Origin of the sequence: Kitasatospora sp. NPDC091276, from assembly GCF_040684355.1 — a bacterium.
Taxonomy (GTDB): domain Bacteria; phylum Actinomycetota; class Actinomycetes; order Streptomycetales; family Streptomycetaceae; genus Kitasatospora.
The window spans coordinates 234,934-261,411 of sequence record NZ_JBFBFU010000004.1 but is presented as its reverse complement, the minus strand read 5'-3'; the positions used below and the strand labels follow the sequence as shown (position 1 = coordinate 261,411).

Annotated in this window: 27 protein-coding genes and 1 pseudogene; 18 read left to right on the top strand and 10 right to left on the bottom strand. The window is 73.5% G+C overall.

All coding sequences use genetic code 11. The annotated features are described in order from the left end of the window. Position 1 precedes the first annotated feature (1 nt). Entirely contained in the window at positions 2-736 is a 735-nt protein-coding gene (locus AB0O19_RS07185; protein WP_363583190.1) for a TetR/AcrR family transcriptional regulator C-terminal domain-containing protein, read from the top strand. A gap of 30 nt (positions 737-766) precedes the next feature. On the opposite strand, the gene AB0O19_RS07180 is transcribed toward AB0O19_RS07185, so the two are convergent. The 4 genes from AB0O19_RS07180 to AB0O19_RS07165 all read right to left on the bottom strand — a co-directional run bounded on the left by AB0O19_RS07180 (position 767) and on the right by AB0O19_RS07165 (position 3,831). Continuing rightward, positions 767-2,203 (bottom strand): pyridoxal-phosphate dependent enzyme, encoded by a 1,437-nt coding sequence (locus AB0O19_RS07180; RefSeq protein ID WP_363618344.1) that lies wholly within the window; start codon positions 2,201-2,203, stop codon positions 767-769. Positions 2,204-2,443: 240 nt separating this feature from the next. Beyond that, the gene (locus AB0O19_RS07175; protein ID WP_363618342.1) at positions 2,444-3,181 is read right to left on the bottom strand and encodes a hypothetical protein; all 738 of its coding nucleotides are present in this window, start codon (positions 3,179-3,181) and stop codon (positions 2,444-2,446) included. 18 nt (positions 3,182-3,199) lie between these two features. Then, the gene (locus AB0O19_RS07170) at positions 3,200-3,391 is read right to left on the bottom strand and encodes a hypothetical protein (protein WP_350887235.1); all 192 of its coding nucleotides are present in this window, start codon (positions 3,389-3,391) and stop codon (positions 3,200-3,202) included. Next, the gene (locus tag AB0O19_RS07165; protein ID WP_363618340.1) at positions 3,388-3,831 is read right to left on the bottom strand and encodes an ATP-binding protein; all 444 of its coding nucleotides are present in this window, start codon (positions 3,829-3,831) and stop codon (positions 3,388-3,390) included. The genes AB0O19_RS07170 and AB0O19_RS07165 overlap by 4 nt, the downstream gene beginning before the upstream one ends. Before the next feature lie 170 nt (positions 3,832-4,001). Between AB0O19_RS07165 and AB0O19_RS07160 the strand changes: the two genes are divergently transcribed. The 10 genes from AB0O19_RS07160 to AB0O19_RS07115 all read left to right on the top strand — a co-directional run bounded on the left by AB0O19_RS07160 (position 4,002) and on the right by AB0O19_RS07115 (position 13,021). Further along, positions 4,002-4,862, top strand: a complete 861-nt coding sequence (locus AB0O19_RS07160) for a helix-turn-helix transcriptional regulator (protein ID WP_363618338.1) — start codon at positions 4,002-4,004, stop codon at positions 4,860-4,862. After that, positions 4,859-5,092, top strand: a complete 234-nt coding sequence (locus AB0O19_RS07155) for a DUF397 domain-containing protein (protein WP_363618336.1) — start codon at positions 4,859-4,861, stop codon at positions 5,090-5,092. The genes AB0O19_RS07160 and AB0O19_RS07155 overlap by 4 nt, the downstream gene beginning before the upstream one ends. A 20-nt stretch (positions 5,093-5,112) precedes the next feature. After that, entirely contained in the window at positions 5,113-5,346 is a 234-nt protein-coding gene (locus tag AB0O19_RS07150) for a DUF397 domain-containing protein (protein WP_363618334.1), read from the top strand. 418 nt (positions 5,347-5,764) lie between these two features. After that, the gene (locus AB0O19_RS07145; RefSeq protein WP_363618332.1) at positions 5,765-6,691 is read left to right on the top strand and encodes a hypothetical protein; all 927 of its coding nucleotides are present in this window, start codon (positions 5,765-5,767) and stop codon (positions 6,689-6,691) included. After that, positions 6,688-7,254: an ATP-binding protein gene (locus AB0O19_RS07140; protein ID WP_363618330.1), complete on the top strand. Its 567-nt coding sequence runs from the start codon at positions 6,688-6,690 to the stop codon at positions 7,252-7,254. The genes AB0O19_RS07145 and AB0O19_RS07140 overlap by 4 nt, the downstream gene beginning before the upstream one ends. A 16-nt stretch (positions 7,255-7,270) precedes the next feature. Next, positions 7,271-8,728, top strand: a complete 1,458-nt coding sequence (locus AB0O19_RS07135; RefSeq protein WP_363618328.1) for an ASCH domain-containing protein — start codon at positions 7,271-7,273, stop codon at positions 8,726-8,728. Beyond that, the gene (locus tag AB0O19_RS07130; RefSeq protein ID WP_363618326.1) at positions 8,725-9,177 is read left to right on the top strand and encodes a low molecular weight phosphotyrosine protein phosphatase; all 453 of its coding nucleotides are present in this window, start codon (positions 8,725-8,727) and stop codon (positions 9,175-9,177) included. The genes AB0O19_RS07135 and AB0O19_RS07130 overlap by 4 nt, the downstream gene beginning before the upstream one ends. Before the next feature lie 372 nt (positions 9,178-9,549). Beyond that, on the top strand, positions 9,550-11,073 hold the full coding sequence (locus AB0O19_RS07125) for a glycosyl hydrolase family 18 protein (protein WP_363618324.1): 1,524 nt from the start codon (positions 9,550-9,552) through the stop codon (positions 11,071-11,073). Positions 11,074-11,261: 188 nt separating this feature from the next. Beyond that, positions 11,262-12,404, top strand: coding sequence for a serine hydrolase domain-containing protein (locus AB0O19_RS07120; protein WP_363618321.1), 1,143 nt, complete (start codon positions 11,262-11,264; stop codon positions 12,402-12,404). After that, positions 12,392-13,021 (top strand): hypothetical protein, encoded by a 630-nt coding sequence (locus AB0O19_RS07115; protein ID WP_363618319.1) that lies wholly within the window; start codon positions 12,392-12,394, stop codon positions 13,019-13,021. The genes AB0O19_RS07120 and AB0O19_RS07115 overlap by 13 nt, the downstream gene beginning before the upstream one ends. Before the next feature lie 78 nt (positions 13,022-13,099). Here AB0O19_RS07115 and AB0O19_RS07110 read toward each other — a convergent pair whose 3' ends face one another. Together AB0O19_RS07110 and AB0O19_RS07105 are read right to left on the bottom strand one after the other, a co-directional pair. Then, positions 13,100-13,909 (bottom strand): alpha/beta hydrolase, encoded by an 810-nt coding sequence (locus AB0O19_RS07110; RefSeq protein WP_363618317.1) that lies wholly within the window; start codon positions 13,907-13,909, stop codon positions 13,100-13,102. 145 nt (positions 13,910-14,054) lie between these two features. Continuing rightward, on the bottom strand, positions 14,055-15,569 hold the full coding sequence (locus AB0O19_RS07105) for a PQQ-binding-like beta-propeller repeat protein (protein WP_363618315.1): 1,515 nt from the start codon (positions 15,567-15,569) through the stop codon (positions 14,055-14,057). Between the two features lie 171 nt (positions 15,570-15,740). Between AB0O19_RS07105 and AB0O19_RS07100 the strand changes: the two genes are divergently transcribed. The 6 genes from AB0O19_RS07100 (at position 15,741) to AB0O19_RS07075 (ending at position 20,255) form a co-directional block, all read left to right on the top strand. After that, positions 15,741-17,198, top strand: coding sequence for a protein kinase (locus tag AB0O19_RS07100; RefSeq protein ID WP_363618313.1), 1,458 nt, complete (start codon positions 15,741-15,743; stop codon positions 17,196-17,198). Positions 17,199-17,400: 202 nt separating this feature from the next. Continuing rightward, positions 17,401-18,102, top strand: coding sequence for an alpha/beta hydrolase (locus AB0O19_RS07095; protein WP_363618311.1), 702 nt, complete (start codon positions 17,401-17,403; stop codon positions 18,100-18,102). Positions 18,103-18,187: 85 nt separating this feature from the next. After that, a complete protein-coding gene (locus AB0O19_RS07090) occupies positions 18,188-18,541 on the top strand; it encodes a DUF6204 family protein (protein WP_363583164.1) in 354 nt (117 codons plus the stop codon). A gap of 72 nt (positions 18,542-18,613) precedes the next feature. Continuing rightward, the gene (locus AB0O19_RS07085) at positions 18,614-19,147 is read left to right on the top strand and encodes a MarR family winged helix-turn-helix transcriptional regulator (RefSeq protein ID WP_363618309.1); all 534 of its coding nucleotides are present in this window, start codon (positions 18,614-18,616) and stop codon (positions 19,145-19,147) included. 168 nt (positions 19,148-19,315) lie between these two features. Further along, the gene (locus AB0O19_RS07080; protein ID WP_363583160.1) at positions 19,316-19,648 is read left to right on the top strand and encodes a sulfurtransferase TusA family protein; all 333 of its coding nucleotides are present in this window, start codon (positions 19,316-19,318) and stop codon (positions 19,646-19,648) included. A gap of 136 nt (positions 19,649-19,784) precedes the next feature. Beyond that, positions 19,785-20,255: a hypothetical protein gene (locus AB0O19_RS07075; protein WP_363618307.1), complete on the top strand. Its 471-nt coding sequence runs from the start codon at positions 19,785-19,787 to the stop codon at positions 20,253-20,255. Positions 20,256-20,307: 52 nt separating this feature from the next. Here AB0O19_RS07075 and AB0O19_RS07070 read toward each other — a convergent pair whose 3' ends face one another. The 3 genes from AB0O19_RS07070 to def form a co-directional block, all read right to left on the bottom strand. Continuing rightward, positions 20,308-21,741, bottom strand: a complete 1,434-nt coding sequence (locus AB0O19_RS07070) for a transcription antitermination factor NusB (protein ID WP_363618305.1) — start codon at positions 21,739-21,741, stop codon at positions 20,308-20,310. A gap of 68 nt (positions 21,742-21,809) precedes the next feature. After that, complete coding sequence (gene fmt, locus AB0O19_RS07065) at positions 21,810-22,754, bottom strand: methionyl-tRNA formyltransferase (RefSeq protein ID WP_363583154.1); 945 nt, start codon at positions 22,752-22,754, stop codon at positions 21,810-21,812. Between the two features lie 40 nt (positions 22,755-22,794). Continuing rightward, positions 22,795-23,340 (bottom strand): peptide deformylase, encoded by a 546-nt coding sequence (gene def / locus AB0O19_RS07060; protein WP_063346750.1) that lies wholly within the window; start codon positions 23,338-23,340, stop codon positions 22,795-22,797. 312 nt (positions 23,341-23,652) lie between these two features. Here def and AB0O19_RS07055 point away from each other — a divergent pair. Then, a pseudogene (locus tag AB0O19_RS07055) lies at positions 23,653-24,021 on the top strand (hypothetical protein); the annotation flags it as partial. Positions 24,022-24,355: 334 nt separating this feature from the next. Here AB0O19_RS07055 and AB0O19_RS07050 read toward each other — a convergent pair. Continuing rightward, the gene (locus tag AB0O19_RS07050; RefSeq protein ID WP_363618303.1) at positions 24,356-26,452 is read right to left on the bottom strand and encodes a primosomal protein N'; all 2,097 of its coding nucleotides are present in this window, start codon (positions 26,450-26,452) and stop codon (positions 24,356-24,358) included. Between the last annotated feature and the right edge of the window lie 26 nt (positions 26,453-26,478).

Below are 26,478 nucleotides of genomic sequence, written 5' to 3'. Positions count from 1 at the left end.
AGTGCCGTCCAACGAACCCCCCAGCACCAGCGAGCGCCCGGCCGCCCCCGAGGCGCCCGAACTGATCTGGCTGCGCCCCGAACGCACCGGCCGCGGGCCGAAACCGGCCCACAGCCGGACGTCCATCGCCGCCGCGGCCGTCGAGATCGCCGACGCGGAGGGCCTGGACGCCGCCTCCATGCGCCGGGTCGCAGCCGCCCTCGGGGCGGGCACCATGTCGCTCTACAACTACGTGCCGAAGAAGGAGCACCTGCTCGACCTCATGCTCGACGCCGTCACCGCCGAGTACGAGCTGCCGGCCGCGCCGAGCGGCGACGTCCGCGCCGACCTGGCGGCGCTCGCCCGCCAGCAACTCGCCATCTTCCGCCGCCACCCCTGGCTGCCGGCCCTGGTGCTCGCCCGCCCGGGCATCGGCCCCAACGCCCTGCGCTACACCGACCACTTCCTCGCCGTCACCGCCTCCACCGGCCTGGACGGCGGCGCCCGGATGGAGGCCATGGCCCTGTTCAACGGCTTCGTCTGCCAGTACGCCCAGTACGAGCAGACGGCGGCCTCAGGCGCCAAGTGGCAGGCAGAGCTGGTCGGTTACCTCACCCGGGCCGCCATGAGCGGCGAATACCCGCACCTGGCCCAGGCGTTCGCGGCGTCCGGACCGCCCTCCGATCCGGACGCCGCCTTCGACCGCTCGCTGGACCGGGTGATCACGGCCATCCTGGCCCCGCCGACGCCCCGCTGAGCCCGCTGAGCCCGCCGAACGGCCCCGCCCTCAGACCCCGCCCCCAAGCCGCGCCCGCGACAGCACCGCCACCGCCCGCCCGTCGACCAGCACCAACACGGCCTCGTGCGCGCCCCCCAGCGCCGCCCGCGCCTCGGCCGGCGACTGCCCGACGCCCACCGCCGGCAGCGCCGGCCCGAGCAGTGCGCCCAACGGACCACCCGGCGAATCACCCGACGGACCACCCAACGGATCGCCCGGCTTGGCACTGCCGTCCGCGAGCGCCGCCGCCAGCACCGCCCGCGACACCGAGCCGACCACCTCCGTCGCGCTCACCCCGTACGGCCTCGCCGCCCGCGCCAGCACCACCGGCGCCACCCCGTCGGGCACGGCGCGCAGCGTCTCCAGTGCCTCGCCGACCGTCGCGCCGGCGTCGACCGCGACCAGCGGGCCGGCCCCGGCGAGCAGCGACCGAAGGCTGTTCGCCGCCTCCGACCCCGATTCCGCCTCCAGGAAACCCCACTGCCGCATCCAGTCGTCGCTGTGCACCTTGGACAGGTACGAGCGCCCGGAGTCCGGCAGCAGCACCACCACCAGGTCGTCCGGCCCGAGCCGCCGCGCGACCCGCAGCGCCGCCGCCACCGCCGTGCCCGAGGAGGGCCCGGCCAGGATGCCCTCCTCGCGGGCGAGCCGACGGGCCGTCAGCAGCGACTCGCGGTCCGGGATGCGCTCGAAGGCGTCCACCACCTCCGACCGGTAGGCCTGCGGCCAGCGGTCCTCGACGGTGCCGGGGTGGAGGAAGTGCCCGATGCTCTCGACGAACCACGGGCTGCCGTCCCCGCCCCCGTACATCGAGGACTCCGGGTCCGCGCCGACCACGGTCACAGAGCCGCCGGACACCTGCTGGAGGTACCCGCCGGTGCCGGTGACGGTCCCGCCGGTGCCGACGCCCGCGACGAAGTGGGTCACCCGGCCGCCGGTCTGCTCCCAGATCTCGGGACCGGTGGTGCGCACATGGGCGTCAGGATTGGCCAGGTTGTCGTACTGGTTGGCGAGCCAGGCGCCGGGGATCTCCTCCACCAGCCGCTGCACGACGTTGAACAGGTGCGCCGGGTCCTCGGCGGGCACGGCCGTCGGGGCGAGCACCACCTCGGCGCCGTACGCCCGCAGGATGTCGGACTTCTCGGGCGCCGACTTGTCGGACACCCCGGCGATCACCCGGTAGCCGCGCTGCCGCCCGACGATGGCCAGCCCGATGCCGGTGTTGCCGGAGGTCGCCTCGACGATCGTCCCGCCCGGCCGCAGCAGGCCGTCCCGCTCGGCGGCCAGCACCATGGACAGCGCGGCGCGGTCCTTGACGCTGCCTCCGATGTTGAGGAACTCGGCCTTGGCGTAGATCGGCGCGGGCAGCCCGGCGCCGAGCCGGGCGAGGCGGAACAGCGGTGTCCCGCCGATCGCGTCGAGTACGGATTCGTGCACTGCGGCCATCACGGCCTCCTTCGATCGGTGTCCGCCCGAGCCTGCCCGAACGCGCGGTCAGATAGTCGCTGGCAGCCCCGGATCGTCGAGGCCGGGCACGCGAGGGATCTCGACCGTAAAGGGGCGCGAACAAAGGCGCGTGGCACCTCTTGCGCGCCCCTCGGATTTGCCGCGCTCCAAAGTGCGCAACGGTGCGGCCCGCGCCCGCCCCACCGATCGGGGTGTGTGCGGAGAGTGATCGGCGCGCGATCAGATCAGCGGGTCGAAGAGGTCGCGCCCCCAGTGGCCGAGCCAGGACGCGGTGGTGGACCACCGGCCCTGACCTTCCGCACCTTCCGTGGACTCGTCGTACGGCAGCACGGCGGTCGGGGCGAGCCAGCCCTCCCCCGGGTCGATGCGGACCCGCAGCAGCTTGAGCGGCTTGCGCAGGGCGACGAACATCCGCAGGTCGTCGGTGTGGGGGCAGTGGGTCTCGTAACGGTCGTGGACGGTACGGCAGATGGACTTGATGTCGGTGTCCGCGAGCAGGAGGTGGCGGCTGCCGGGGCCGAGGTTGACGCAGAGGCGGCGGGCGGTGTCGCGGTCCGGGTACGGCAGGTTCTGGTGGTTGTCGACATGCAGGCCGAGGCACAGGCCGTTCTCGGGCAACCGGTGGGTGACCAACTCGCCGGGCGGGTCGTCGGCCTCGTCCAGGGCGACGTGCAGCGGATCGCCGAGGAGGTCGACGAGCGCGGCGACGGTGTGGACGTCGGTGACGGTCCCGGGGAGGCGGAAGAACTCGACCAGGCCGCTGTCCTTGGTGAAGGAGCCCGGCGCGTAGCGCTCGGGGTGGTCCTCGGGAAGCGGGGACCAGTCGCCGGCGGGGACGACGGCTCCGTTCTCGTAGTCGGGCTCGCCGTGGACTCTGCGGACGTTGCCGATGTCGCAGCGGGCGCGGAGGGCCGCCTGGTCGCGGAAGGCGATGGCGGCGGGGTGCATGGTCGTCATGGGGTGAGCGGCCTCGGTTCAGTCGTTGTCGTCGTCGGAGTTGTCGCTGTGGCGGTTGATGCCGGTCATCAGGGCGGCGGCCAGGGTGGTCCACCAGACGACGTCGGCGGTGGCCGGCTCGCGCGGCGGAACGAGGTCCGAGGCGAAGCAGGCGAGGGCGAGGCTGGCGGCGGTGATCGCAGCCGTGGTGGCGAGCTTGATGACGCTCAACTTTCGGGCGAGGGAACGTTGCTGTTCGCGGTGCGGAGGACGCGCGCCCAGACGCGCTTGCCCGTGCCGCACCGCGCGACCACCCCGAAGTCGACGGCGAGCCGGCGGGCGAGTTCGATCCCGCGGCCGCACTCGTTGAAACGGCCCGGACGCCGCTCCAGGAGCGGGAGGTCGCTGCGGGGGTCCCAGACTTCGAGGCGGCAGTCGCCGTCGAACTCCTGGAGGTAGAGCCGGACTTCGCCGTCGCCGTGACAGGCGTGGACGACGGCGTTGGTCACGAACTCGGAGGCGATGAGGACGAGGTCGTCGACCGGGTCACCGACCCAGCCCCAGGAGGTGAGCTGGTCACGGACCAGGCGGCGGGCGGTACGGACCGAGGTCTCGTGCTCGGTGAGGGTGGTCTCCCAGGTTCGGAGGACCGGGTTACGCAAGGTGGACATGAGTCACCCCACACCTTCAGTGGCGTGTTCGTGCGGTCACAGTGAGTGTGGAGCATGTCAATTCGAACCTGCAACCCGAACGCCACAACAATTCCGTGGATCTTGAAACGAGTTGAGCCACCTGCGCATCATGGCGAGACTGGACCCACACTCAGAGGGAGGGGCGCCACTTGAGCAAGGACCTGTCAGCGATCAGGCAGATCCGCCTCGGCGACGAGCTGCGCAACTGGAGGCTGTACAACAACAAGACCTTGACCGAGGTCACGGAGGGCCTGAAGGGTTGGAACGCCGCTCGCCTCAGCAGAATCGAGCGTGCCCACCAGCAGATCAGCGGCGCCGACCTGAAGGTGCTGCTGGACCACTACGGCATCACTGGCCAGGAGCGCGAGGACTTCGAGAGCCTTCTCAGTGACGGTCCAACCAAACAGTGGTGGCGCAATCTGGACTTCGCCAACTCGATCACCGCTGCGTTCGCCGAGTATCTCGCGCTTGAGTCTGACGCTTCACATATGCAGGAGTACTTCCTGTCAGCGTTTCCCGGACTGCTCCAGACCGAGGGCTACGCGAAAGAAATGATCGCGGCGGGTCTGAGCGCTCCCAACGAGGAGCAGATCGAGACTGCTACCGAAGTCCGGATACTGCGTCAGCGCAGGCTGATCAAGGAGCCGGTTCTCAACTTCGAGGCATACTTCGGCGAAGTGGCTCTCCTGGTAGCCGGTGACCAGAAAGTGCTCACTGACCAGATTCGCCACACGATCAAGGTAGCCCAGTACCCCAACGTCGCAGTGCACATGGTTCCCCTGAGCGCTGGACGCCAAGGCATTCTCACCTCGGGGCTTGTTCTCATGCGGTTCCCGGACGAGCCCGAGGACGGCTTCGTCTTCGTCGAAGCAGTCGGAGGTATGCTCCCGCGTAGAACCGGACGCGATGTGCGGCGAGCCGAGCGGGCATTCGCCCGAGTCAAGCGGTGCGCGCTGTCTCCAGAGGAGACCATCGCAGCCCTTGAGCGCAAGTTGGAAGAGTTGACGTGACCGAAAAGCGCGACCCGTACAACCACGATCCCGCCTCTGCCGCCTGGGTCAAGTCCCCCTTCTCCGGGGACGACAACGGCAGTTGCGTCATCATCGCGCGCTTCGACAACGGCGACATCTGGCTCGGCGACGACAAAAACCCGAACCGCCCCCACCTCGCCTTCGACCAGGCCGAATGGACCGCCTTCATCCAGGCCATCGAAGCCCGCGACCCCCGCTTCACCGCCTAACTGGCCACCGGGAGGCCCACATGCCCGACCGGCACGACCCCTACGATCACAACCCCGCCGACGCCGACTGGACCAAGTCCCCCTTCTCCGGCGACTCCAATGGCAACTGCGTGATCATCGCCCGCTTCCCCAACGGCGACGTCTGGCTCGGCGACGACAAGAACCCCGGCCGCCCCCACCTCGCCTTCGACCAGGCCGAATGGACCGCCTTCGTCCAGGCCATCGAAGCCCGCGACCCCCGCTTCACCGCCTGAGCCCACCGCACCACCACCCCACCAGGGCCCGTCCGCCACGGCCGGGCCCTGGTGCTGTCGCGACTCGTTGCGCGACGGCCGTGCGGTCGGATCATCAGCACGATGCGCTTCTCAGGGTGCGCGCGTACGGCGGGTGGCCGGTCGGGGGAATGAACTCGGCCAGGGCGGCGAAGACGTGGAACACCTGCCGCCTGCCCGGGTGATGGTGTCCAGGCGCTCGTGCAGCACGGCGGTATTTTCGATCTCGAGTCGGCGACCTTCGTTCAACGAAGGCTCTTGACGCCCGACGCGAAAATAATCGACGTAGCGTCAACTCCCTTCACCAGACTGGGTGTTTTCTGGGCACACTACTGGGCTCTTTCTGGGCACCGGTGCTTCACTGGATTCCTCACACCGAGGAAGGGGTGAGCCACCGATCATGACGACCGCCGTCGAACAACGATCCGCTTCCCTGGCCGAACGTGAAGCGTCCGGCCTGACCGAAGAACTGCGCCTGCTGGCCCGTAAGGGCCTGCCGTTGGAGCCGGGCGGCGACTGGCCACGGCTGACCGCGCTGGCGAGCGTCACCGCGAGGGCCGGGGAGGACACCAGTCCAGCCGCCCGCACCGAAGCGCTCGACTGGGTGCTGCGTCGCGTCCTGGCACGGCTGGAGCCGGAAGGGCTGCGCGGGCCGGCGAAAGCCCTGTTCGGCCTGCCGCCCGCCGTGGCGGGCTCGAACCTGACTCTTCGCCGCGAAGCCGCGGCGACGGCGGCGGACCGCGAGGTCCACCACTTTCGCAAGCGGGTCGAGCCGCAGCTCCTCACCGCGCTCGCCCACGCGCTGGAGCGGGACGCCGCTGCCCAGTTGAAGCCCTGGGCGTCCCCGCCACCGGTCCGCCCCGGCCGGCGCCGCCGGCTGCTGCCGCGCGACGTCTTCGCCTGGGAGGCCTCCGAGCACGAGGAAGCCCTCACGAGGCTGTGGGCGTGCGTGTACGGGCTGCGGGCCGAACTGCTCGCCGTCGAGCGTCAGGCCAGCATGGGCGACCAGGGCGAGGCCACCGCGGCCTCCGACTCGGCGCTGTGGCGCTACGGCCAGTTGCAGGCCGAGGCCCGCCGCTACCGCGCGGCCTACGGCGCCGCGTTGCTGCCCGACGGCGAAGCCGCCCCGCACGAGCTGGCGGCGCTCGCCGGCTGGACCCCGAAGCTCTCGCCGATCGAAACCGCGTTGGTCACCGACGCGGCGTCAGCAGCCGGTACCCACCTGTTCATGCTCGCCGTCCACGCGGCCCCCGGCGGCGTGGACCTGCTGACCACGTGGCGGACCGCGCTGACCGCCGGTCCCGAGGAAGAGGAGACGGCCCTGTGAGCACCCCGCACGACAGTCCCAAGGGCACGGCTCGCCGCTACGTCATCACCGGCGGCCCCAGTGCCGGCAAGGAAGCCATCTTCGAGGCCATCGCCGCGGCCGGCCTGCCGGCCACCGAGGGCGAGCCGGCACGCGAGATCTACCGCGCGCACCGCGAGCGTCTGGGCCGCCACCTGGAGGTCGGCGACCGGCGCGACTACTCCCGCGAGGTTCTGCGGGCGTTCGTGGACGAGTACTGCGCGCACAAGGCGGGCCTGCGGTTCTACAACCGGGGCATCCCCGACGGCTACGGCTGGGACCGGTTCTTCGGCCTCTCCCCGTACCCGGAGCTGGAGGAGGCCACCCGGATCTACCGCTACGACACCGTGTTCGTCCTGGACCCGCTGTCCACGTTCGAGGACGAGAGCGACGTGGTGTTCGCCAAGGACCGCGAGATCAGCCGGGTCCACGAGCTGATCGTCCAGGGCTACTACGACGCCGGCTACGAGCCGGTGTTCGTCCCCGCCGACGAGGCGTCGGCCCGCCTGGAGTTCATCCGCGCCAACCTCCGTCTGCCGATGTAGAGGAGAACCACCCGCGATGCCCGAGCACACAGCACCGACCCTGATCTCCCCGAACAGCGTCCTCGCGAACGCTCTCCTGCGCACCGTCGACATGATCCGTCCCCGCGTGCAGGCCATGCGCCCGGCCCGGATCGAGTTCGTCGTCGGCACGCAGATCAACGGCGCACCGCACCTGGGAACCAACCTCGTCCAGTCGAGCGCGTTCCTCCTCGCCCAGCAGGCCCGCCGTACCTTCAGGGTGGACACGGCGGTCCGGTTCTCGGCGCTGGACAACGCGCCCTACGACATCACCCTCGACCCCGAGACCCACCATGCCTACCAGCAGACCTACTTCCACGCGCTGGGCAAGGACGGCGTCACCGACCTGATCGGGGGCTACTACCGGCCCTTCTTCGACTCGCTGAGCGACGCCACCGACGTCGAGTACGCCACCGAGACCTACACCGACCAGCAGGCGAGTCCCGCGTTCCGCGCGGAGTTCCTGCGCACCCTGGAGGTGCTGGACGACCTGCGGTGGTGGCTCAACCCGTCCACCGGCGTCGTCCACACCCGCCTGCCCTGCCCCGCCTGCGGCTGGGCGGAGAAGCGCGCCGAGCGCACCCGCCTGGCCCGGCTGGACGACGCCGGCGCCATCTTCACCGCGGTCTGCCACGACCACGGCAGCTACGAGCTGTGCATCGACCCCGTCGACGGCGGCTACCTCGACCTGGCCACGCTCTACCGCAACCTGGTCAAGGAACGCAGCTTCGCCCGGGACACCACCACGCTGCACGTGATGCTCAAGGGCGGCGACTGGGCGTTCGGATGCCAGCTCGTGGACGGCGCGCTCGCCACGCTGGGCACCCCGGCCGGCGGCATGCCGGTGCGGATCTTCACGCCGCAGGTGCTCTCCGACTCCGGTGGCAAGCTCTCCAAGTCCCTGATACGAGCCGCCGGGGGACCTTCCGACTTCCCCGGCGTCGAGCCCTGGATGCTCTCCACCACCGACTGGCCCGGCACCACCGACGGTTATGTGGACGCGCTCCTGTGGCTCGTCGGCGGCCTGCTGGCCGACCCCAAGCACTTCTTCCGCTCCTTCACCGCTCAAGAGTTAGGACGACTCATGACCTCGCGCCCTGCCAACCTCGCCACCGCCACCCGCGCCCGCGACATGCCGATCTACAAGCGGTACTACGACCTCATCGCCAACGGCTCCAAGACGATCGAGGTCCGCGTCGCCTACACCTCGATGCTGCGGATCAAGGCCGGCGACCAGATCCGCTTCACCTGCCGCGACGAGAACACCCTCACCCGGGTCAAGCGCGTCAGCCGCTACAACAGCTTTGACGAGATGTTCGACCACGAGCGCGCCGAAGCCATCAACCCGACCGCCGGACGCGCCGAACAGCTTCAGGCGATCCGGGAGATCTTCCCTGCCGAGAAGGAAGCCCTCGGCGTGCTCGCCATCGAGGTCGAGAAGGTGTCGGCCCGGTGAGCGCCGACGGCCAGGCTCGGCGGCCCCGAAGGCTCCTGACGGTCTGCAAGGGCGGCCACTGCCGGGCCCCGCTCGCCGCCGCCGTCCTCGCACACCACGGCGGGCCGGCGGTCGAGACCCGGGCCGCCGCCATCAGGAACTGGCACCTCGGCGAGGGCGCCCACCCGACCATGGTCGCTGCCGCCGCCCGCGCCGGCTACGACCTCACCGGCCACCGGGGCGTCCAGGTCAGCTCCGAACTCCTCGACTGGGCCGATGTCGTGCTCGCCATGGACGGCGCCGTCCTGGACGCGCTGCGCGAACTCGCCGACGCCGGCACCGCGCCGAAACTGGCGCTCTACCTCGAAGGCCACGACGTCCCCGACCCGTGGAAGCAGCCAGACGGGGCATTCACCACCTGCGTGACGGTGATCGAGGCTGGTGCCGAACAGCACCTGGTCGCCGCGTAGGCGGCAACACCGAGTACGTCGAAGGGCGGTCCCGGCTGTCCAGGCCGGGGCCGCCCTTCGACGTGCGGGCTGTTGGCCTGCCACCGGCGCTTCCTCGGCCACCTGCTGTCCGGGCACGGTGATGCGAGGGCCGAGGTCCAGGCGGGGGTTCGTGTCGAGCTCGAACCTGTATGGTTCACGTGCGTCCAGAGCAGCGGCGACAGGACCGTAGCTTTGCGAGTACAGAGCCGGCTACCGCGCCCCTGACGTCTCGTCAACTAGTTCACCCGAACCCGCCCGCATCGCCCGATCCGGTCACTACCCTGCTCAAGCACGGTCACGCCCGGCACCACACCGGGCACTTTCCGCTAGCGCGATGCAGGGAGAACTGTCATGAGCGAGCTGGTGTACCCGTCCGACCCCGGCCTCAACGGCCAGGCGGTGGACGCGGCCGAGCGCACGTACGAGATGAACGGCTTCGACCCGGCGCGGGAGGACTCGAAGCTCTCCTTCACCCCCTGCCGGGTCGCCAAGCCCGCCTTCAACACCTACCGGCGCAGCGGCGAGCAGACCGTGTCCGGCTTCCTGGACACCACCTGGGCCTACGACAGCCGCCTGACCGACGACAGCGGAGGCCCCACCGGCGGGCCGGGCGCGGACGTCACCCGGCTGGAGGCCGCGAACGGCGCCTTCGACGAGATCGTGCTCGGCCTGGTCGGCCTCGTCGGCGGCCGGGGCAGCCTGGGGCCCGCCACCGCCCAGGCCGCCCAGGACTTCGGCATCGCCTCCTCCGAGCGCGGCGCCGTGACCTTCATCGACGCCTGGAGCGCGGCGGCCGCCTACCTCGGCTACGGGTTCGACGGCTGGGTCTCCAACGACTACCAGGACCTGTTCACCCAGCAGCAGGCCCAGGGCCTGCTGGGCGCCGCCCGTCGTCTCAAGGAGCGCAACCCGGACCTCGCGGTCGGACTGCACATCGGCGGCTGGGACCTGAGCGAGGCCTTCCACGCCATCGCGCAGGAGCCCGCCTCCCGGCGGCGGTTCGCCCAGTCCGTGGTACGGATCTTCCGCGCCTTCCCGATGTTCTCCACCCTCCACCTGGACTGGCGCTGGCCCGGCTCGGCCGGCGCCCCGGAGGCCGGGTACGGCCCGGAGGACGCCGGGAACTTCGCCGAGCTCATCCGCGAGACCAGGGCCGCGCTGTCCGCCGCCGACCGGAACGCGACGATCGCCGTCGCGGTGCCGGCCTCCGCCGCCCAACTGGACGCGATGAACGTCCCGCTCCTGGTCGAGGCCGGCGCCGACCGGCTGGACCTGATGTCCTTCGACTTCTTCGGCAGCCCCTGGTCCGCCGGGCTCGGGCACCACACCTCGCTTCGCCGCGACCCGAGCAGCAGCCAGACGGACTGCGTCGACAACGCCGTCACCCACCTGATCGAGCACGCCGGCGTGGCCCCGCACCGCATCCACCTCGGCTACGCCACCACCACCCGCAACGCCAAGCGGGCCCGGCTCACCCGCAGCTCGCCCCTGCGCGGCACGTACGACACCGCGTCGGGCCAGACGGTCGGCTCCTTCGCCCCCGGCACGAGCACCTACGCCGACGTGCTGCGCAACTACCTCGACCTGGAGCAGGGCGAGGGCCGCAACGGCTTCGAGCTGTACACGGACATCTCCGCCGACGCCGACTACCTCCACAACCCGAGCACCGGCGTCTTCCTCTCCCTCGACACCCCGCGCTCCGTCCGCGCCAAGGCCGAGTACGCCCGCGCCCGGGGCCTCGGCGGCCTGTTCGCCGAGCACGCCGAGGCCGACCCCGGCGTGCTCACCAACGCCGCCCGCGAGGGCCTGGGGCACACCGCCACCGCGACGGCCGTCGACATGAAGCCCCTCTACGTCAGCGGCCGCAGTCAGTAGCCCGCCCCCCTGGTGGAGTGGGAAGTCGGCCGGCCCGACTTCCCACTCAAGCCTCGTGACTCCCCCTGCCCCGTAGGACCCGGCCTACGAAAACCCCTCGTCGCGACCGCCCCGACGCCGTACCGTGGTCCGGTCGACGATCTTGGGGCCAGCGGCTCCACGTGAACGAAGGAACGGGGCGGAACACCATGCAGCAGTACCAGGGCTGGACCGACGAACGGTTCGGCGCCGTGGCGGACGTCTTCGCCCGCAACTTCGACGAGTTCCCCGAACTCGGCGCCGCCGTCACGGTGTTCTCCGGCGGCCGCAAGGTGGTCGAGCTGTGGGGCGGGACGGCCGACGAACGCACCGGCCGGGCCTGGACGCAGGACACCCTCGTCCCGGTCTTCTCCTGCGCCAAGGGCGCGGTGAGCATCAGCGCCCACCTGCTCGCCCAGCAGGGCCGCCTCGACCTCGACGCGCCGATCGCCCGCTACTGGCCCGAGTTCGCCCGCCACGGCAAGCAGGACATCACCACCCGCATGGTCCTCGGCCACCGCGCGGGCATCCCGGCCCTGGACGCGGTGCTCTCCTTCGAGGAGATCGCCGGCTGGGCTCCCGTCGTCCGCGCGATCGAGGCCCAGGAGCCGCTCTGGGAGCCCGGCACGGCCTACGAGTACCACGGCCACGTCCTGGGCTTCGCGGTCGGCGAGGTGATCCGCCGGATCACCGGGCTCACGCCGGGCGAGTTCCTCCGCAAGGAGATCGCCGAACCGCTCGGCCTGCCGGTCCGGATCGGCCTGCCGGAGAGCGAACTCCCGCGCCTGGCCCGGCTGGTGGAGGCGGAGGGTCGCCGTCCGATGCCCGGCCCGGAGCACCTGCTGACCCGGATCGTGACGATGAACGGCGCCCTGGTCTTCCCCGGCCTGGACGTGCCGCACGGCTGGAACGACCCGGCCCTGCACGCGATCGAGCTGCCCGGCGCGGGCGCGGTCGCCTCCGCCACCGGGCTGGCGGGGCTGTACGCGGCGGCCGCCACCGGCCTGGACGGCGGCCCGCGCCTGCTCTCGCACGAGACCGTCACCGACGCGGTGCGCGAAGTCTCCTCCGGTGCGGGCTTCCTGGGCTTCGACATGGGCGCCCGCTGGGGTTCCGGCCTGCTGCTCGACTCCCCCGCCTTCCGCCCGCTGCTGGGCGCGCGCAGCTTCGGCAACGACGGCGCGGGCGGCCAGTTCGCCTTCGGGGACGACGAGTTCGGCGTCGGCTTCGGCTACGTCGCCAACCGGATGATCGGCCACGGCGACGCCCGCGCCAACCGGCTGATCGAGGCGGTGCGCGGATGCCTGGGGTGACGGACTTCCTCGCGCGGCTCACCGCGCTGGCGGCCACCGGCGGCCTGGACGGTCCGGACGGGCTGCGCTACAACGCCTCGCTGCCCGAACTCGCCGCCCACTACGGCGATCCCTGGGACGGCGGGCGGATCCACCGCGAGTCCCGCTGGCCGCACGGCTTCAGCTGGGGCGACGTGCAGACGGTGTTCTGCCACTGCCGCCGGCTCCAGTCGCTGTCCCTGCCCGTGTGGCACGGTGAACTCGAACTCCCGCTGGCCGGTGGCGGGTTGGTGACACTCGACACACACGTCACCGAGTCGGCCCTGATCGCCGCGCTGACCGCCGCCGGCTGCCGCTGGGAGACCGTGACGTACGAGAACGTCCCCGATCAGCGCACCCTGGAGGTGGCGGTGGCCGAGGAGGTCCGGGTGGCGTTCGTCCTCACCGACCGCGACGGCCACGCGGACCACGACGGTCACCAGGCCCGCGACGGCCGCGCGGACCGCGACGGCCATGACGCGCCGCCGCCCGAGGACTGGCTGCTGGACAAGGCCCTGCTGTGGGGCTACGACCACACCGACTGCCCCGAGCCGGACCGCACCCTCCCGGACGACGGCTGGGGCGCCTCGCCCAACTGACGCGTGCGGTCGGCCCGTTGCGCCCGGCCCGTTACGCCCCAACGCGCAACGGGCCGGGCGCGCTCCCGGAGTGGGGGCTCACGCCAGGGCGCGCGGCAGCACCACCCGCACCCACTCCTCCGGCTGGGACAGGTGCGGTGCGTGGCCGGCGCCCTGGTACAGGTGCCGTTCCACCTTCGACAGGGTGAGGTCGATGATGTCCAGCACCTCGCCGTACATCGGCGGACTGTTGTCACTCTGCGTGAGCAGAGCCGGTTCCGTGAAGCGGGCCAAGGCGTTCAGGTCGAGGTCCAGGGCGTCCGGGTCCCGCAGCTCGTCCAGGTAGGTCGGCGCGTTGCGCACGTACGTGTGCCGCACCGGCGCGGGCAACTGCGCCCAGGCCCCCGGCCCGAAGGTGACCGTCTCCACGAACAGCTCCGCCGCCGCGGCCGACTCGGCCTGCTCCAGCAGCTCCCGGACGGCGGTGATCCGGTCGGCGAGCGCGGTGGCGACCGGCCTCAGCTCGGGGTCGGCGAGCAGGATGCCGGCGCCGGGCGGCTCGTGCACGGCGATCCCCCGCAGCAGGTCGGGCCGGGCGGCAGCGAGCCGCAGCGTGATCAGCGAACCGTACGAGTTCCCGCAGACGAACGCCGGCGCGAGTCCGAGCCCGTCGATCAGCCCGGCCAGGTCGGCCGCGTCCTCGTGGACCGAACCCTGGGTGAGCGGGTCCTCACTGCGGCTGTGGCCCCGCCGGTCGTAGGCGACGACGGTGGCCGACTCGGCCAGGCCCGGCATCACGCGCGCCCAGCTGTCGGCGTCGCTCCACGAGCCGTGCACCAGGACGACGCCGGGCCCCTCGCCTCGGGCCTCGTAGTGCAGCGACACCCCGTTCACCCTGATCTCGGCCATCACGAGCCTCCCGATCTCGGCGGTGCTCCCCCACCAGCCTGACACAGCCGCTCGGGGCGGCACCCCCGGGCCGTGGCCGTGACCGAGCGTGACGAACAACGGGCGATCAAGCGCCCCGCAGGCTCAGCTCAGGCCCCGAGCCGGCTCAGCCCATGCCCCGGGCCGGCGGCTCGTCCCTCGTGCCGTCCTCCGCCACCACCGTGAACCGGCCGGGCCCGGAGACCGACAGGTCCACCGGGTGGACGGACTTGGAGTCGTTGACGTCCAGTTCACTGCTCTTCCGCCCGGTCGCGGCGTCGACCCGGGTCAGCTTGTCCCGGGTCAGCGCCCACACCGACGCGCCGTCCACCAGCAGCCCCGTCACCTGGTCGTCCAGCCCGGACGTCCAGCGCTTCCCGCCGTCGGCGAGCGAGTAGGCGACCAGGCGCCCGGTGGCGATGCGGCTGGGGTTCTTCCCCCCGCTGATCCGGACGTCGTCCGGCTTCTCGCCGGGGACGATCAGCTGGTCGCCGACGACCACCCCGCCGAACAGCGGGCGGGCGGCGAACGCGTCGTACGCGTGGGCGCCGCCCAGCATGACGTCGAGGTCGTACTCGTCCCCCGCGACCGGGATCGACGCCCGCTGCCGCCCCGCCCCGTCGAAGCTGAGCACGGCGTGCGTCCCCCGCTCGCCCTGCGCGTCGACCCAGACCGCGAGGGGCTCGGTGGAGACCACCGCGACGTCCTTCAGCCCGCCCGTGACCGGCAGGGCGACCCGGGTCCGCTCCCGCCCGTCCGCCGGGGCCAGCGACCGCAGCACCGGCGCGGCGTCGCCGCACTGCGCGACCGTCACCACCTCCGCCGCCCCGCCCGCCACCTGCAACGGCGAGCAGCCGGCGTCCGCGTCGCCGCGCCAGGAAGCGCGCCCGTCGGCCAGGTGCACCGCGCGCCAGCCGGTCCGCTCCTGGAGGACGGCCTCGTCCCCGGCGACGGCGAGCAGATCGGGCGCCGCCGTGTCCCCGACGCGGCCGGGCGCGTCCGCCGCGGCGGTCCAGGCGGCCTTGCCGTCGGCGAGGTTGAGCGCCGTCACCGCCGCGCACGGCCGGTCGTGCGGGGAGTGGCCGAGCAGTCCGAGGCCGTGGCCCGTCCCGCGGCTCATGGCGCAGACGGAGTCCTCGCCCGGCGGCGTCCACCGCCACGCGACCTGCCCGGTGGTGCCGCGGTAGGCCACCACCTGGTCGGGCCGGACCCGCACCACCACATCCCCGCTGGTCCAGCTGCCGACGGCGCGGATCGACGACGGCCGGTCCAGCGGCGCCTCCCAGGCGTCGTTGAGGCCGGTCCCGGCGAAGGAGACGAACGCGGCGAGCCCGAACAGGATCCCGACGGCGACCGCGGGGAAGCCGCGCCGGGGGTGGAGCAGCGCCCACAGCAGGCCGGCCCCGCAGGGCATCAGGCCGAGGATGCTGACGATGCCCATGAAGTCGAGGCTCTCGCCGCCGTACCCCTGGGACGGCCCGATCAGCACGGCCAGGCCCATGCTCGCGAACATGGCCCCCAGCACCCCGCCGGAGACCACCATCCAGGCCTCCTTGTCCATGGCGAACCCGCCCCTGGCGAGGCGGACGGACCTGCGGGCCCGCCCGGCCCCGGCGGCACTGTCCACGGGCCCCTCGGCCATGTCGGTCACTCCCCCGTCAAGCGCCGCCCACGCACGAACGACGATCATCGGATGATCGCAGAGCCTGGCTCGATCCTGAACAAAGACAACGGAAAACTCCCGGCCCCGGCGACGGACGGTAGGTTGGCCCGGGGGGCCGGGGCGCGGCACCGGGGCGTGAAAGGGGCGGGGATGCAGCCGGGCGACGTACTCGACGGGCGGTACGAGCTGGTCGAGCAGATCGGCGAGGGCGCCTTCGGCGCGGTGTGGAAGGCCCGCGACGCGCGGATCCAACGGCTCGTCGCCGTCAAGGTGATGCTCCCGGGCAGCAACAACACCCCCAAGGACGCGGCCCGGTTCGTCCGCGAGGTGGCCACCGCGGGCGCGCTCAACCACCCGTCCATCGTCACCGTGCACGACTTCGGCCGGCACGACGAGGCCGGCCGGCCGCTCTACTTCCTGGTCATGGAACTGCTCGACGGCGCCCCGCTCAGCCGCCACCTCGGCGACGGACCGCTGCCCCTGCACCAGGCCCTCACCTGGGCCGTCCAGATCTCCCAGGCCCTCGCCACCGCCCACCGGGCCGGCGTCGTCCACCGGGACGTCAAGCCGGCCAACGTGATGATCCAGTCGTCCGGGGAGGTCAAGGTCGTCGACTTCGGCATCGCCCGGGTCGGCACCGCCGACGACGGCATCACCAGCACCAACGTCATCGTCGGCACACCCGCCTACATGGCCCCCGAACGCTTCGACAGCGGCGGCCTCGACGCCCGCTCCGACCTCTACGCCTTCGGCTGCCTCCTGTACGAACTCCTCACCGGCCGCACGCCGTTCCGCGGCACCCTCTACGAACTCATCCGCCAGCACGGCGAGGTCCACCCGGCCGCCCCCGGCACCCTGCGGCCCGGTCTGCCCGCCGACGTCGACACCCTCGTCCTCGAACTGCTCGCCAAGGACCCCGACCGACGGCCGCCGCACGCCGACCAGGTCGCCGAACGCCTGCTCCACCTCGCCGAGCAGGCCGAACGGCCCCCGGCCGGCTACCACGCCACCGTCCGGGACGTCCCCGCCGCCGAGGAGGACCCGTACGTCCTCGCCCGCCGGCAGGAGGCGGACGCGCTGTTCCAGCGCACCCGCGACCAGGCCGCCCAGGTCGCGCTGCAATTCGAGACCAGCATCGCCCAGCGGCGCCGCCGGCTCGACCAGGACCTCGCCGACCAGCGGGCCCGCGCCGAGGCCCGGGCACAACAGATCGTCGCCGAAGCCCAGCAACGTGGCGAGGAGCTCGAACGGGAGGCCGCCGCCCGGGCGGCGGCCAGCCTCAAGCAGCTCACCGAGGCCGAACAGCGCACCGACCTGCTGCGCCGGCAGACCGACAAGCTGCGCAACGACGCCGAGAGCCTGCGCCGCACGGTCGACAACGCCCGCCGCCAGGCCTCCGACTTCCTCGCCGACGCGGCCGCCAAGGCCGGCCTCGGCCCGGCCCCCGAACCCCGCCGCTCGATCGCCCCGCCCGCCGGCGCGCAGACCGGCTCTCAGAGCGGCCCGCAGACCGGCTCGCAGCGCCGGAAGCTCCCGAGCATGCAGGAACTGCTCTCCGGCCGGAGCCGCTCCACCGGCGGCGGCGACCAGCCGGGCCGCCGCTCCTGACCTCGCCCCAACGCCTCGCACCCGCAGGCGAGTTGGCCCGCCCACCCAACGCCCACCCAACGCCCTCCCCCGGCCCGCCAGGCCGAGTCCACGGGGGCCCCGCACCCGCTCCACCGGCTGGGCCCTGCGACCCCCGCACCCGCACCGCGGCCCGCCCGCGGAACCGTAGAATCCGCAGGTAGACACCAGGGAGGGATTTCGCGTGTTCCAGGCGCAGCGGCCGCGCACCGCACAACTGACCCCACGACTCGGCGACGACGGGACGGGGCGGGTCGACGCCGTCGCCCTGCTGCTGCCCGGCGGGTTCCTGCGCAGCCGGCGCGGACCGCTGAAGGTCGCCGAACTGGGCCTGCGCGACCTCACCGCCGAACTCGCCGCCCGCGGACGCCCGCACGGCCTCGCCGTCCACCTGCTGCGCTACCGCTACAGCGGCTGGAACGGCGCCGACGCCGACACCGCCGTCGACACCCGCTGGGCCCTCGACGAACTCGCCCGCCGCTACGGCGACGTACCCGTCGTCCTCATCGGCAACTCCCTCGGCGGGCGCGCCGCCTTCTGGTGCGCCGGGCACCCGAACGTCGTCGGCGTCGCCGGCATCGCGCCCTGGCTGCCCAGCGGCGACCCCGTCGACCACCTCGCCGGCCGGCGCGTCCTGATCGTCCACGGCACCGGCGACCACAGCGCCGCCAACGCCAACCAGTCCCTCGAATACGCCCTGCGGGCCCGCCCGGTCGTCCCCGACCTCGCCCGCTACGAAGCCCCCGGCGCCAACCACTACCTCATCCGGCAGACCGCCGACATCAGCGCCCTCACCACCGACTTCACCCTCGACGCCCTCAAGGCCGAACCGGCCCCGCTCGCCTCCGGCACCGTCTGCACCCGCCTGCCCGGCAGACGCGCCTAGGTCCCGCCCGGGAACCCACTGTCGACCAGCGAGCGGCACGAAATCGGGTTGGCGGTCGACCGCCCGTCCTGCCTATGGTCGGGGGATGACCACTCGAACCTTCCGCATCATGGTGCGCGGCGTCTTCGACGACCTCAGCGTCGAGCAGCACGCCGAACTCCTCGCCCGCGCGCCCGAACACGACGTGCTGCGCGCGGCCTTCACCCGCGAGGGACACCTCAGCTACGACCTCGGCGCGCGGGCCGCCTTCACCTTCCGCTTCCTCGACTCGGGCGAGGCGGAGGAGGACATCCTGGCGGCCGCCGAGCGGGCCGAGCAGGCGGCGCGGGCCTGGCTGGCCGAGCGCGGCTACGGCTACAAGAACCTGCGGTCCCAGGCCGAGGACCTCTCGCAGGCACCGCTCGGCAAGCGGCAGCGCCGCGCCGCCAACGCCGGCTAGCCCCCTCCCCCCTCCCGCTACCTCCTTGACGGCTCGCCGCACCGGTATGCTTGAGTAGTCAAGGAGGTAGCAATGACAGATCCGCACACCGACCCGCACACGAACCCACAGGTCGACCCGCAGGCCGACCCGGGCACCCGACCCGACCCGCTGGACACCGCCCTGCGGCTGGTCCGCGCCCAGGCGGCCGTGGCCAAGCGCTTCGACGCGAGCCTCGGCGGCCTGCACGGCGTGAGCCTGTCCGACTTCACCCTGCTGCTCCACCTCGGCCACGCCCCCGGCGGCCGGATGCGCCGGGTCGACCTCGCCGGGGCCCTCGGCCTCACCGCCTCGGGCGTCACCCGCGGACTGGCACCGCTGGAGCGGATCGGCCTGGTGAGCCGGGAGGCGGCGGCCCGCGACGCCCGGGTCGCCTACGCGGCCCTGACGCCGACCGGCCGCGAACGGCTCGCCGAGATGCTGTACACGGCCCGGAAGGTCGCCGCCGACCTCTTCGCGGCCGACCAGTGGAGCCCCGACGACCTCGACCGCCTCGCCGTCCTGCTCGCCCGCCTCGGCGGCACCGCCCCCGACCAGCGGCCGGGGGCGGCCACAGCCCGCGACTAACGGACTGTTGAACCGTCGGACTGTCGGACTGTCGGACTACGAAACCGCCAGATCCCGAACGGCGCCGCGTACCGCACCGTCCCGGCGCCTAGGCTGAGCCCTGCACCCCTGCACCCCTGCACCCATGCACCCCGGCACCGCCGCACCACCGCGAAGGGCAGCAACCCCATGACCCACACCCCCGGACAGCAGCCCGGCCAGGAACCCGCCCCCGACCTGACCGTCGACGGCACCGGCCTGCTCTGCGTCCAACTGCTGCTGCGACTGCGCGCCCGGATCGCCGACCTGCCCGCCGGCGCGGTGGTGCACATCCACACCACCGACCCCGCCGCCCCCCTCGACCTGCCCGCCTGGTGCCACCTGACCGGCCACGACTACCTCGGCCCCGTCCCGCACCCGGCCACCGACCGCGAGGTGTACGCCCTGCGCCTCACCGCCGCGGCCCGCCCGACCCGCGCCGACCGCCCCTGGCACCCCGCGCCGACCCCGGCCACCGACTGACCACCCCGGCCCCCGCCCTCGGCCCGAAAGCCCCACGCGCCCCCGCCCACCGCCGGCCGCCCGGATCCCTTCGGCGGTCCGGTGTGCCACGATGGGGAGAGCCGAACGGCCAAGCCTCACAGGGAGGTTGACCACCATGGATCCGATCCTCAGCTGCCACTGGCACGACCAGGACGGCGAGTGGGCACTGTCCGTCAGCCGCAACGGCGACGGCTGGGAGCTGCTCGCCGCCGCGCCCCGCTGGTCCGAGTCGCTCCCGTTCGCCGGGCCGGACGACGTCCGCCGGCTCGCCCAGGCGCTGCTGGACCTGCCGTCCGATCCGGAGCCGTACGAGTTCGAATGGCGGCTCTCCCGGACGGAGTTCGAGCGCACCGAGAACGAGCGCACCCACTTCGCGACGCTCGCCGTCGGGCTGGACCCCACCGACGGCCACCGCCCCTACCTCGCCTACCAGTCGTACTACCACTGGGGGCAGGCGAGCGGGCTCGGCCTGGAGGTGATCTGCGAGGACCCCCCGGTCGACCGCCTCCGCGCCCAGGCCCACGCCCTCCTCACCGACCTCCCCGGCCCCACGCCCGCCCGGCCGCAGCCCCCCTCACCCGGCTGAGCGCACCGCCCTCCCCAGTCCCCCCGGATCACCGGATCACCGGATCACCGGATCACGCCGTCCGCCGCAGCAGCGCCAGGTACATCGCGTCCGTCCCGTGCAGGTGCGGCCAGAGCTGCACGTCCGGCCCGTCCCCGAGCGCGGGGACGCCCGGCAGCAGCGGGCGCGCGTCGATCCACTCGACCCGGCCACCCTCCGCCCGCAGCACGTCGTCCACGACGGCCCGGGTCTCCGCGAGGTGCGGCGAGCAGGTCGCGTACCCGACCACCCCGCCGACCCGGGTGGCGTCGATCGCCGAGCGCAGCAGGTCCCGCTGGAGCGGGCCGAAGGCCGCGACGTCGGCGGGGCGGCGGCGCCAGCGCGCCTCCGGGCGGCGGCGCAGGGCGCCCAGGCCGGAGCACGGCACGTCGACCAGCACCCGGTCGAAGCCTCCGGAGCGCCAGGCCGGGCGGGTGCCGTCCGCGGTGATCACCGTGTACGGGCCGGGGTTGCCCTCCAGCGCCCGGGCGACCAGCCGCGCGCGGTGCGGCTGCTTCTCGCTCGCGACCAGCCCGGCACCGCGTTCGGCGGCCAGCGCCGCGAGCAGCGCGGCCTTGCCGCCGGGGCCGGCGCAGCCGTCCAGCCAGAGCCGGTCCGGGCCGTCCAGCGGGGCGTTGGCCAGGGCGAGGGCGACCAGCTGGCTGCCTTCGTCCTGGACGCCCGCCCGGTTGTCCCGGACGGCCTCCAGCGAGCCCGGGTCGCCGCCTTCGGCGAGCCGCAGCGCGAACGGGGACCAGCGGCCGGGCTCGGCCTCGGGCAGCGCGTCGGCGAGTTCGCCGACGTCGACCCGGCCGGGGCGGGCGACGAGGGTCACCTCGGGCCGGGCGTTGTCGGCGCGCAGCAGGTCCTCCAGGGCGCTGCGCCCGGAGGCGTCGGGCTGCCAGCGGCCGAGCGAGTCCCAGAGCGCGGAGACGACCCAGCGCGGGTGCGAGTGGACGACGGCGAGGTGGTCCTCGGCGTCCTTCTCGTACGGCGGGGCGACCTTCTCGATCCAGGCGTCCAGGTCGTGGGCGCTGATCCGGCGCAGGACGGCGTTGACGAACTTGGCCTTGCCGTCGCCGAGCACCACCCGGGCCAGCTCGACGGTGGCCGAGACCGCCGCGTGGCTGGGGATGCGGGTGGTGAGCAGCTGGTGGGCGCCGAGCGAGAGCACGTCCAGGACCGGCGGGTCGACCTTGCCGAGCGGCCGGTCGATGCAGGCGGCGATGATCGCGTCGTAGGTGCCCTGAAGGCGCAGGGTGCCGTAGACGAGCTCGGTGGCGAGGGCGGCGTCGCGCCGGTCCATGCCCTTCTGCTCGGCTTCGCGGAGCAGCGACGGCAGGATCAGGTTGGCGTACGCGTCGCGCTCGTCGACGGCGCGCAGCGCGCGGAACGCGACGATCCGGGCCGGGTCCTTCTTCGGGCGGCGGTGCGGGCGGGGGGCGCGCTGGGCGCTGGGGGTGGTCACAGGGTGCCTCAAGGTGCTGCGGTGGTTATCGGTGGTTATCAGACGAACAGTAACGCTAAACCTGAGCCTCAGCCCTCGGAGCCGAAGCGCTCCCCGGACTCCAGCCGCGCCCCGCGCGCCCAGTCCGCCGCCCGCATCTCCTTCTTCCCCTGCGGGCGGACCTCCCCGAGTTCGACCTCGTGGCTGCCCGTCCCGACCCGCACGCTGTTCTTGCCGACCACGGCCAGCTCCCCGGGCGCCAGGGCGGACGAGTCGGTCAGCAGCTTCACCGGCCCGGTGATCTTCAGCCGCTCGCCGCGGAACTCCGTCCAGGCGCCGGGCGCCGGGGCGCAGCCGCGCACCACGCGGTCGATCCGCAGGGCGGGGTGGCTCCACTCGACGCGTGCGTCCTCGACGGTGATCTTCGGGGCGAGCGTGACGCCCTCGGCCGGCTGCGGGAGGGCGTGCAGGGAGCCGTCCTCGATGCCGTCCATGGTGGCGGTGAGCAGGCGCGCGCCGGACACCGAGAGGCGGGTGAGCAGTTCGCCGCTGGTGTCGGTCGGGCGAATCTCCTCGGTGATCACGCCGTAGACCGGACCGGAGTCCAGGCCCTGCTCGATCAGGAAGGTGGCCGCGCCGGTGACCTCGTCGCCGGCCAGCACGGCGTGCTGGACGGGGGCCGCGCCGCGCCAGGCGGGCAGCAGCGAGAAGTGCAGGTTGACCCAGCCGTGCTTGGGGATCTCCAGGGTGCCGGGGCGCAGGAGCGCGCCGTAGGCGACCACCGGGCAGCAGTCGGGGGCGAGTTCGGTGAGCCGGGCGACGAACTCCGGGTCGCTGGGCTTCGCCGGCTTGAGGACCTCGATCCCGGCCTCCTCGGCGCGCTGGGCGACGGGGCTGGCGACCAGCTTGCGCCCTCGCCCGGCGGGGGCGTCGGGGCGGGTGACCACCGCGACGACCTCGTGCCGGTCGGAGGCGAGCAGGGCGTCCAGGGCGGGAACGGCGACCTCGGGGGTTCCGGCGAAGACGAGACGCATCAAGTGCCTTTCTGCAAGAGAACGTTGGAGATCAGAGGATTCAGCGCGCGGCGCCGAACGTGCTGTGCGGGGAGACCTTGACGACCGGCGCGGGCGCGCCGCCCCAGTCGGTGTCGCGGATCGCCTTCAGCGCGGCCTTGCGCTGCTCGCGGTCGAGCCGGTCGATGAAGATGATGCCGTCGAGGTGGTCGGTCTCGTGCTGGATGCAGCGGGCGAGCAGCTGGGTGCCCTCCAGGGTGACCGGATCCCCGTACATGGTGAAGCCCTTGGCGACCACGCCGTAGGCGCGCTTGGTGTCGTAGCGCAGTCCGGGCAGCGAGAGGCACCCCTCGGGGCCGTCCTGCTCCTCCTCGGTCAGCGACAGGTCCGGGTTGATCAGGTGCCCGGTGACACCGTCCACGTGGTAGGTGAACACCCGCAGGGAGACGCCGAGTTGGGGCGCGGCGAGGCCGGCGCCGGGGGCGTTGAGCATGGTTTCGGTGAGGTCGCCGACCAGGGTGCGCAGTTCCTTGTCGAACGTGGTCACCGGCTGGGCGGTGGCCCGCAGGACGGGGTCTCCGAAGAGCCGGATCGGCTGGATCGCCACGGGTACGGGCTCCTGTCCGTCGAGGGTGCGGGGCTGCGGGCAACTACGGGTTTCCGGCAAGTCTATGCAACGCACCGCGCCCGCCGCCCATGCCCTCGCACCGCCCCTCACAGCGCCCCTCGCACCACGCTTCGCGCGGCCCCGGACGCCCCTCCCCCACCCCGGCACCGGCTTCTGGCATATCCCGAGTGTGCCCGGCGGCGTTACCCCGGCCCCCGCTTCGGCGTTGGTCAAGTGAGATTGACCGGGGCCGGGCGCACGGGACACCGCGCCCCGGCCGAGCCGAACCGTACGGAAGGTGGCACGTAGGCCATGGCCGAGCAGATCAACCACGACGCCCGGGCGCGGGCGAGCCTGCACCTGCTGGTGCGGGACATCGAGCGGGTGAGGCGGCAGGTCGACGCGCTGCGGACGCTCACCGCCCAGTTGGGCAACGTCTACCGTCCGCGCCGACCCAGCACGTCGGCCGGCTTCGTCGTGTACGGGCGGGCGCCCGCGCCGACCGTGCGCCTGGCGCAGGAGCTGAGGGAGAGCGTGGAGACCCTGGTCGCGGCGGCGGTCGAGTTCGACCGGGCGCTGGGCTTCTCCTGGGACTCGGTGGGCTCGGCCCTCGGGGTCACCAAGCAGGCCGTGCACCGCCGGTACGGGATGCGCCGCCCGACCAGCGAACTCCTCGCCGCCAGCGGCGCCGTCCCGGGCCAGAGCCGCCCGGACCGCTCGGAGGAGCTGCCCGCCGCGCCGTCCGTCGGCCTGGCGGCGACCGTCCCGGCGGCCCGCCAGGGCGGCTTGGACCGCAGCAGCCTCGACCGCACCGCCCTGGAGCGCGGCAACCTCGACCGCACTGCGCTCGACCGCACCACCCCGGAGCGCGGCCCCCTCGACCGCCCCCCGGTCGACCGCACCGCCCCCGAGCGCACCCCGGTCGACCGCACCGGCATCCCGCTGCGCGGCTGACGCCGCCGTCCGACCAGCGCCATCCGGGGCGGGGTGGCCACTCACCCCGCCCCCGCCGGCCTCACCCGATGTCGGTCGGATCCACCCGCACCCGTACCGCCTCCGGCGTCCGCAGCGCGATCCGCGCGATCTGCGCCGCCTTGAGGGCCGCCGCCAGCGCCGCCCCCTGCCCGGGCGGCACCCGCAGCAGCGCGCGCTCCTGTTCCTCCCCGCGCAGGGCCGGGGCCGGTACCGGCCCGAGCACGTCCGCCTCCGAGGGCAGCCGGATCAGCCCCAGCAGGTCGGCCACGGCCGCCGGGCTGCCGCTGACCGACGCCATCCGCGACACCGGCGGGAAGTGCAGCTGCGCCCGCTCGTCGCGTTCCAGCCCGGCGTGGCCCAGCGGGTCCCAGCGGACCAGGGCCTGCACCGGCCGCGCCGACGGCTCGGCGACCACGACCACCGAGCCGCCCTCCTCGGCGGACCGGACCAGCGCGGCGGCCGCCAGCCAGAGCCGCAGCGTCTCCTCCCCGGCCCGCAGGTCGGGCCGGCCGAGCAGCGCCCAGCCGTCCAGCAGCAGCGCGGCCCCGTACCCGCTGCCGCCGTCCACCACCGGCTCCGCACCGGGCGTGGAGATCACCAGCGACGGCTCGTCCGGGACGGTGGCCAGCACCGCGTCCCGCCCGGAGGTGCGCACCGGGATGCGCGGGAACGCCTTGCCCAGTTCCTCCGCCGTGCGCCGGGCGCCGACCACCTGGGCGCGCAGCCGGAACGAGCCGCACTCGGGGCAGTGCCAGTCCGTCTCCGCCTCCCCGCACCAGCCGCAGTTCAGCGCGGCGTCGGCCGCGGGCGCCTCCAGCGGGCCCTCGCACCGCCGGCACCGGGCGGGGGTGCGGCAGCGCCCGCAGGACAGCCGGGGCACGTAGCCGCGCCGGGGCACCTGGATGAGCACCGGGCGCCCGGCGGCCAGCGACTCCCGGGCGGCCTCCCAGGCCACCGAGGGCAGCCGGGCGGCCTGGGCGGCGCCGTCACGGTGCTGGTCCTGGTCGGTGACGGTCCGCACCCGCGGCGCGATCCGGCGCACGGTCTCCCGGTCGGCGGTCAGCGGGCGGGCCCACCCGGTGCTGACCAGCTGCGCGCCCTCCACCGTGACGGCGTGGCCGCCGAGCAGCACGGCCGCGCCCTCGTCGGCGGCGCGCAGCAGCGCGACCTCGCGCACGTGCGGGTGCGGGGCGCGCGGGTCGCTGTGGCTGTTGTCGCCGTCGGACCAGACGACGACCAGCCCGAGGTCGCGCACCGGCGCGAACATGGTGGCGCGGGTGCCGATCACGGCGTGCACCGAGCCGCGGCTCACCGCCAGCCAGCGCCGGTAGCGCTCGCGCGGGCCGAGGTCGGCCTCCAGGGCCACGTGCCGCCCCGCGCCGAGCAGCTCGGTGAGCGCCTGGTCGACCCGGGCCACCGACCGCCCCTCGGGCAGCACGACGAGCGCGCCGCGCCCGCCCGCCAGCGTGGCGGCGACGGCGCGCGCGATCTCGTACGGCCAGCCGGGGCCGGGCAGCGCCGCCCAGACGGCGCGCGGCGAGCCGCCGTCGGCCAGCGCGGCGAGGAAGTCGGGCCCGGCCGGGTAGCGCTGCCAGCCCCCGGGGGCGGGGGCCGGGGGGCGCGGGAGCGCCGGCGGCGAGGGCTCCGCCTCGGCCTTGGCGTGGCGGGGCGGGACGGCCAGCTGGAGGACGTCGGCGAGGGTGCCGGCGTAGCGGTCGGCGACGGTCCGGCAGAGCCGGAGCAGCTGGGGGGTGAGCACGGGCTCGGGCGACAGCACCTGGGCGAGCGGGGCGAGCGGGCCGGGGAAGTCGCTCTTCTCCAGCCGGGCGACGATGAACCCGTCGTGCAGCTCCCCGCCCTCGCGCTGGCCCTTCACCACGCGCGCGCCGAAGCGCACCCGCACCCGGGCGCCCGGGCGGGCCTCCTCGGCCATCGCGGCCGGCACCTCGTAGTCGAAGAACTTGTCGATGGTGAGCACGCCCTTGTCCACCACGACCCGGGCCACCGGCAGGTGCTCGGCCCGCTTGGCGCCGCGCCACGTCCGGGGTTTGGCCCGCTTGACCGTCTCCCGGATGAACGCCAGCTGCTCCGGCTCGGCCCCGTTCTCCGTGTTCTCCGTCTCCCCTGTGCTGCTCATCGCTCCCAGTACTACCAGGTCACACC

Coding starts and splice junctions, on each gene's coding strand:
- AB0O19_RS07180 (WP_363618344.1), bottom strand. CDS start 2,203: ATGGCCGCAGTGCACGAATCCGTACTCGACGCGATCGGCGGGACACCG.
- AB0O19_RS07165 (WP_363618340.1), bottom strand. CDS start 3,831: ATGTCCACCTTGCGTAACCCGGTCCTCCGAACCTGGGAGACCACCCTC.
- AB0O19_RS07080 (WP_363583160.1), top strand. CDS start 19,316: ATGACCCACACCCCCGGACAGCAGCCCGGCCAGGAACCCGCCCCCGAC.
- fmt (WP_363583154.1), bottom strand. CDS start 22,754: ATGCGTCTCGTCTTCGCCGGAACCCCCGAGGTCGCCGTTCCCGCCCTG.
- AB0O19_RS07115 (WP_363618319.1), top strand. CDS start 12,392: ATGCCTGGGGTGACGGACTTCCTCGCGCGGCTCACCGCGCTGGCGGCC.
- AB0O19_RS07075 (WP_363618307.1), top strand. CDS start 19,785: ATGGATCCGATCCTCAGCTGCCACTGGCACGACCAGGACGGCGAGTGG.
- AB0O19_RS07100 (WP_363618313.1), top strand. CDS start 15,741: ATGCAGCCGGGCGACGTACTCGACGGGCGGTACGAGCTGGTCGAGCAG.
- AB0O19_RS07110 (WP_363618317.1), bottom strand. CDS start 13,909: ATGGCCGAGATCAGGGTGAACGGGGTGTCGCTGCACTACGAGGCCCGA.
- AB0O19_RS07125 (WP_363618324.1), top strand. CDS start 9,550: ATGAGCGAGCTGGTGTACCCGTCCGACCCCGGCCTCAACGGCCAGGCG.
- AB0O19_RS07105 (WP_363618315.1), bottom strand. CDS start 15,569: ATGGCCGAGGGGCCCGTGGACAGTGCCGCCGGGGCCGGGCGGGCCCGC.
- AB0O19_RS07150 (WP_363618334.1), top strand. CDS start 5,113: ATGCCCGACCGGCACGACCCCTACGATCACAACCCCGCCGACGCCGAC.
- AB0O19_RS07090 (WP_363583164.1), top strand. CDS start 18,188: ATGACCACTCGAACCTTCCGCATCATGGTGCGCGGCGTCTTCGACGAC.
- AB0O19_RS07120 (WP_363618321.1), top strand. CDS start 11,262: ATGCAGCAGTACCAGGGCTGGACCGACGAACGGTTCGGCGCCGTGGCG.
- AB0O19_RS07175 (WP_363618342.1), bottom strand. CDS start 3,181: ATGACGACCATGCACCCCGCCGCCATCGCCTTCCGCGACCAGGCGGCC.
- AB0O19_RS07145 (WP_363618332.1), top strand. CDS start 5,765: ATGACGACCGCCGTCGAACAACGATCCGCTTCCCTGGCCGAACGTGAA.
- AB0O19_RS07050 (WP_363618303.1), bottom strand. CDS start 26,452: ATGAGCAGCACAGGGGAGACGGAGAACACGGAGAACGGGGCCGAGCCG.
- AB0O19_RS07135 (WP_363618328.1), top strand. CDS start 7,271: ATGCCCGAGCACACAGCACCGACCCTGATCTCCCCGAACAGCGTCCTC.
- AB0O19_RS07085 (WP_363618309.1), top strand. CDS start 18,614: ATGACAGATCCGCACACCGACCCGCACACGAACCCACAGGTCGACCCG.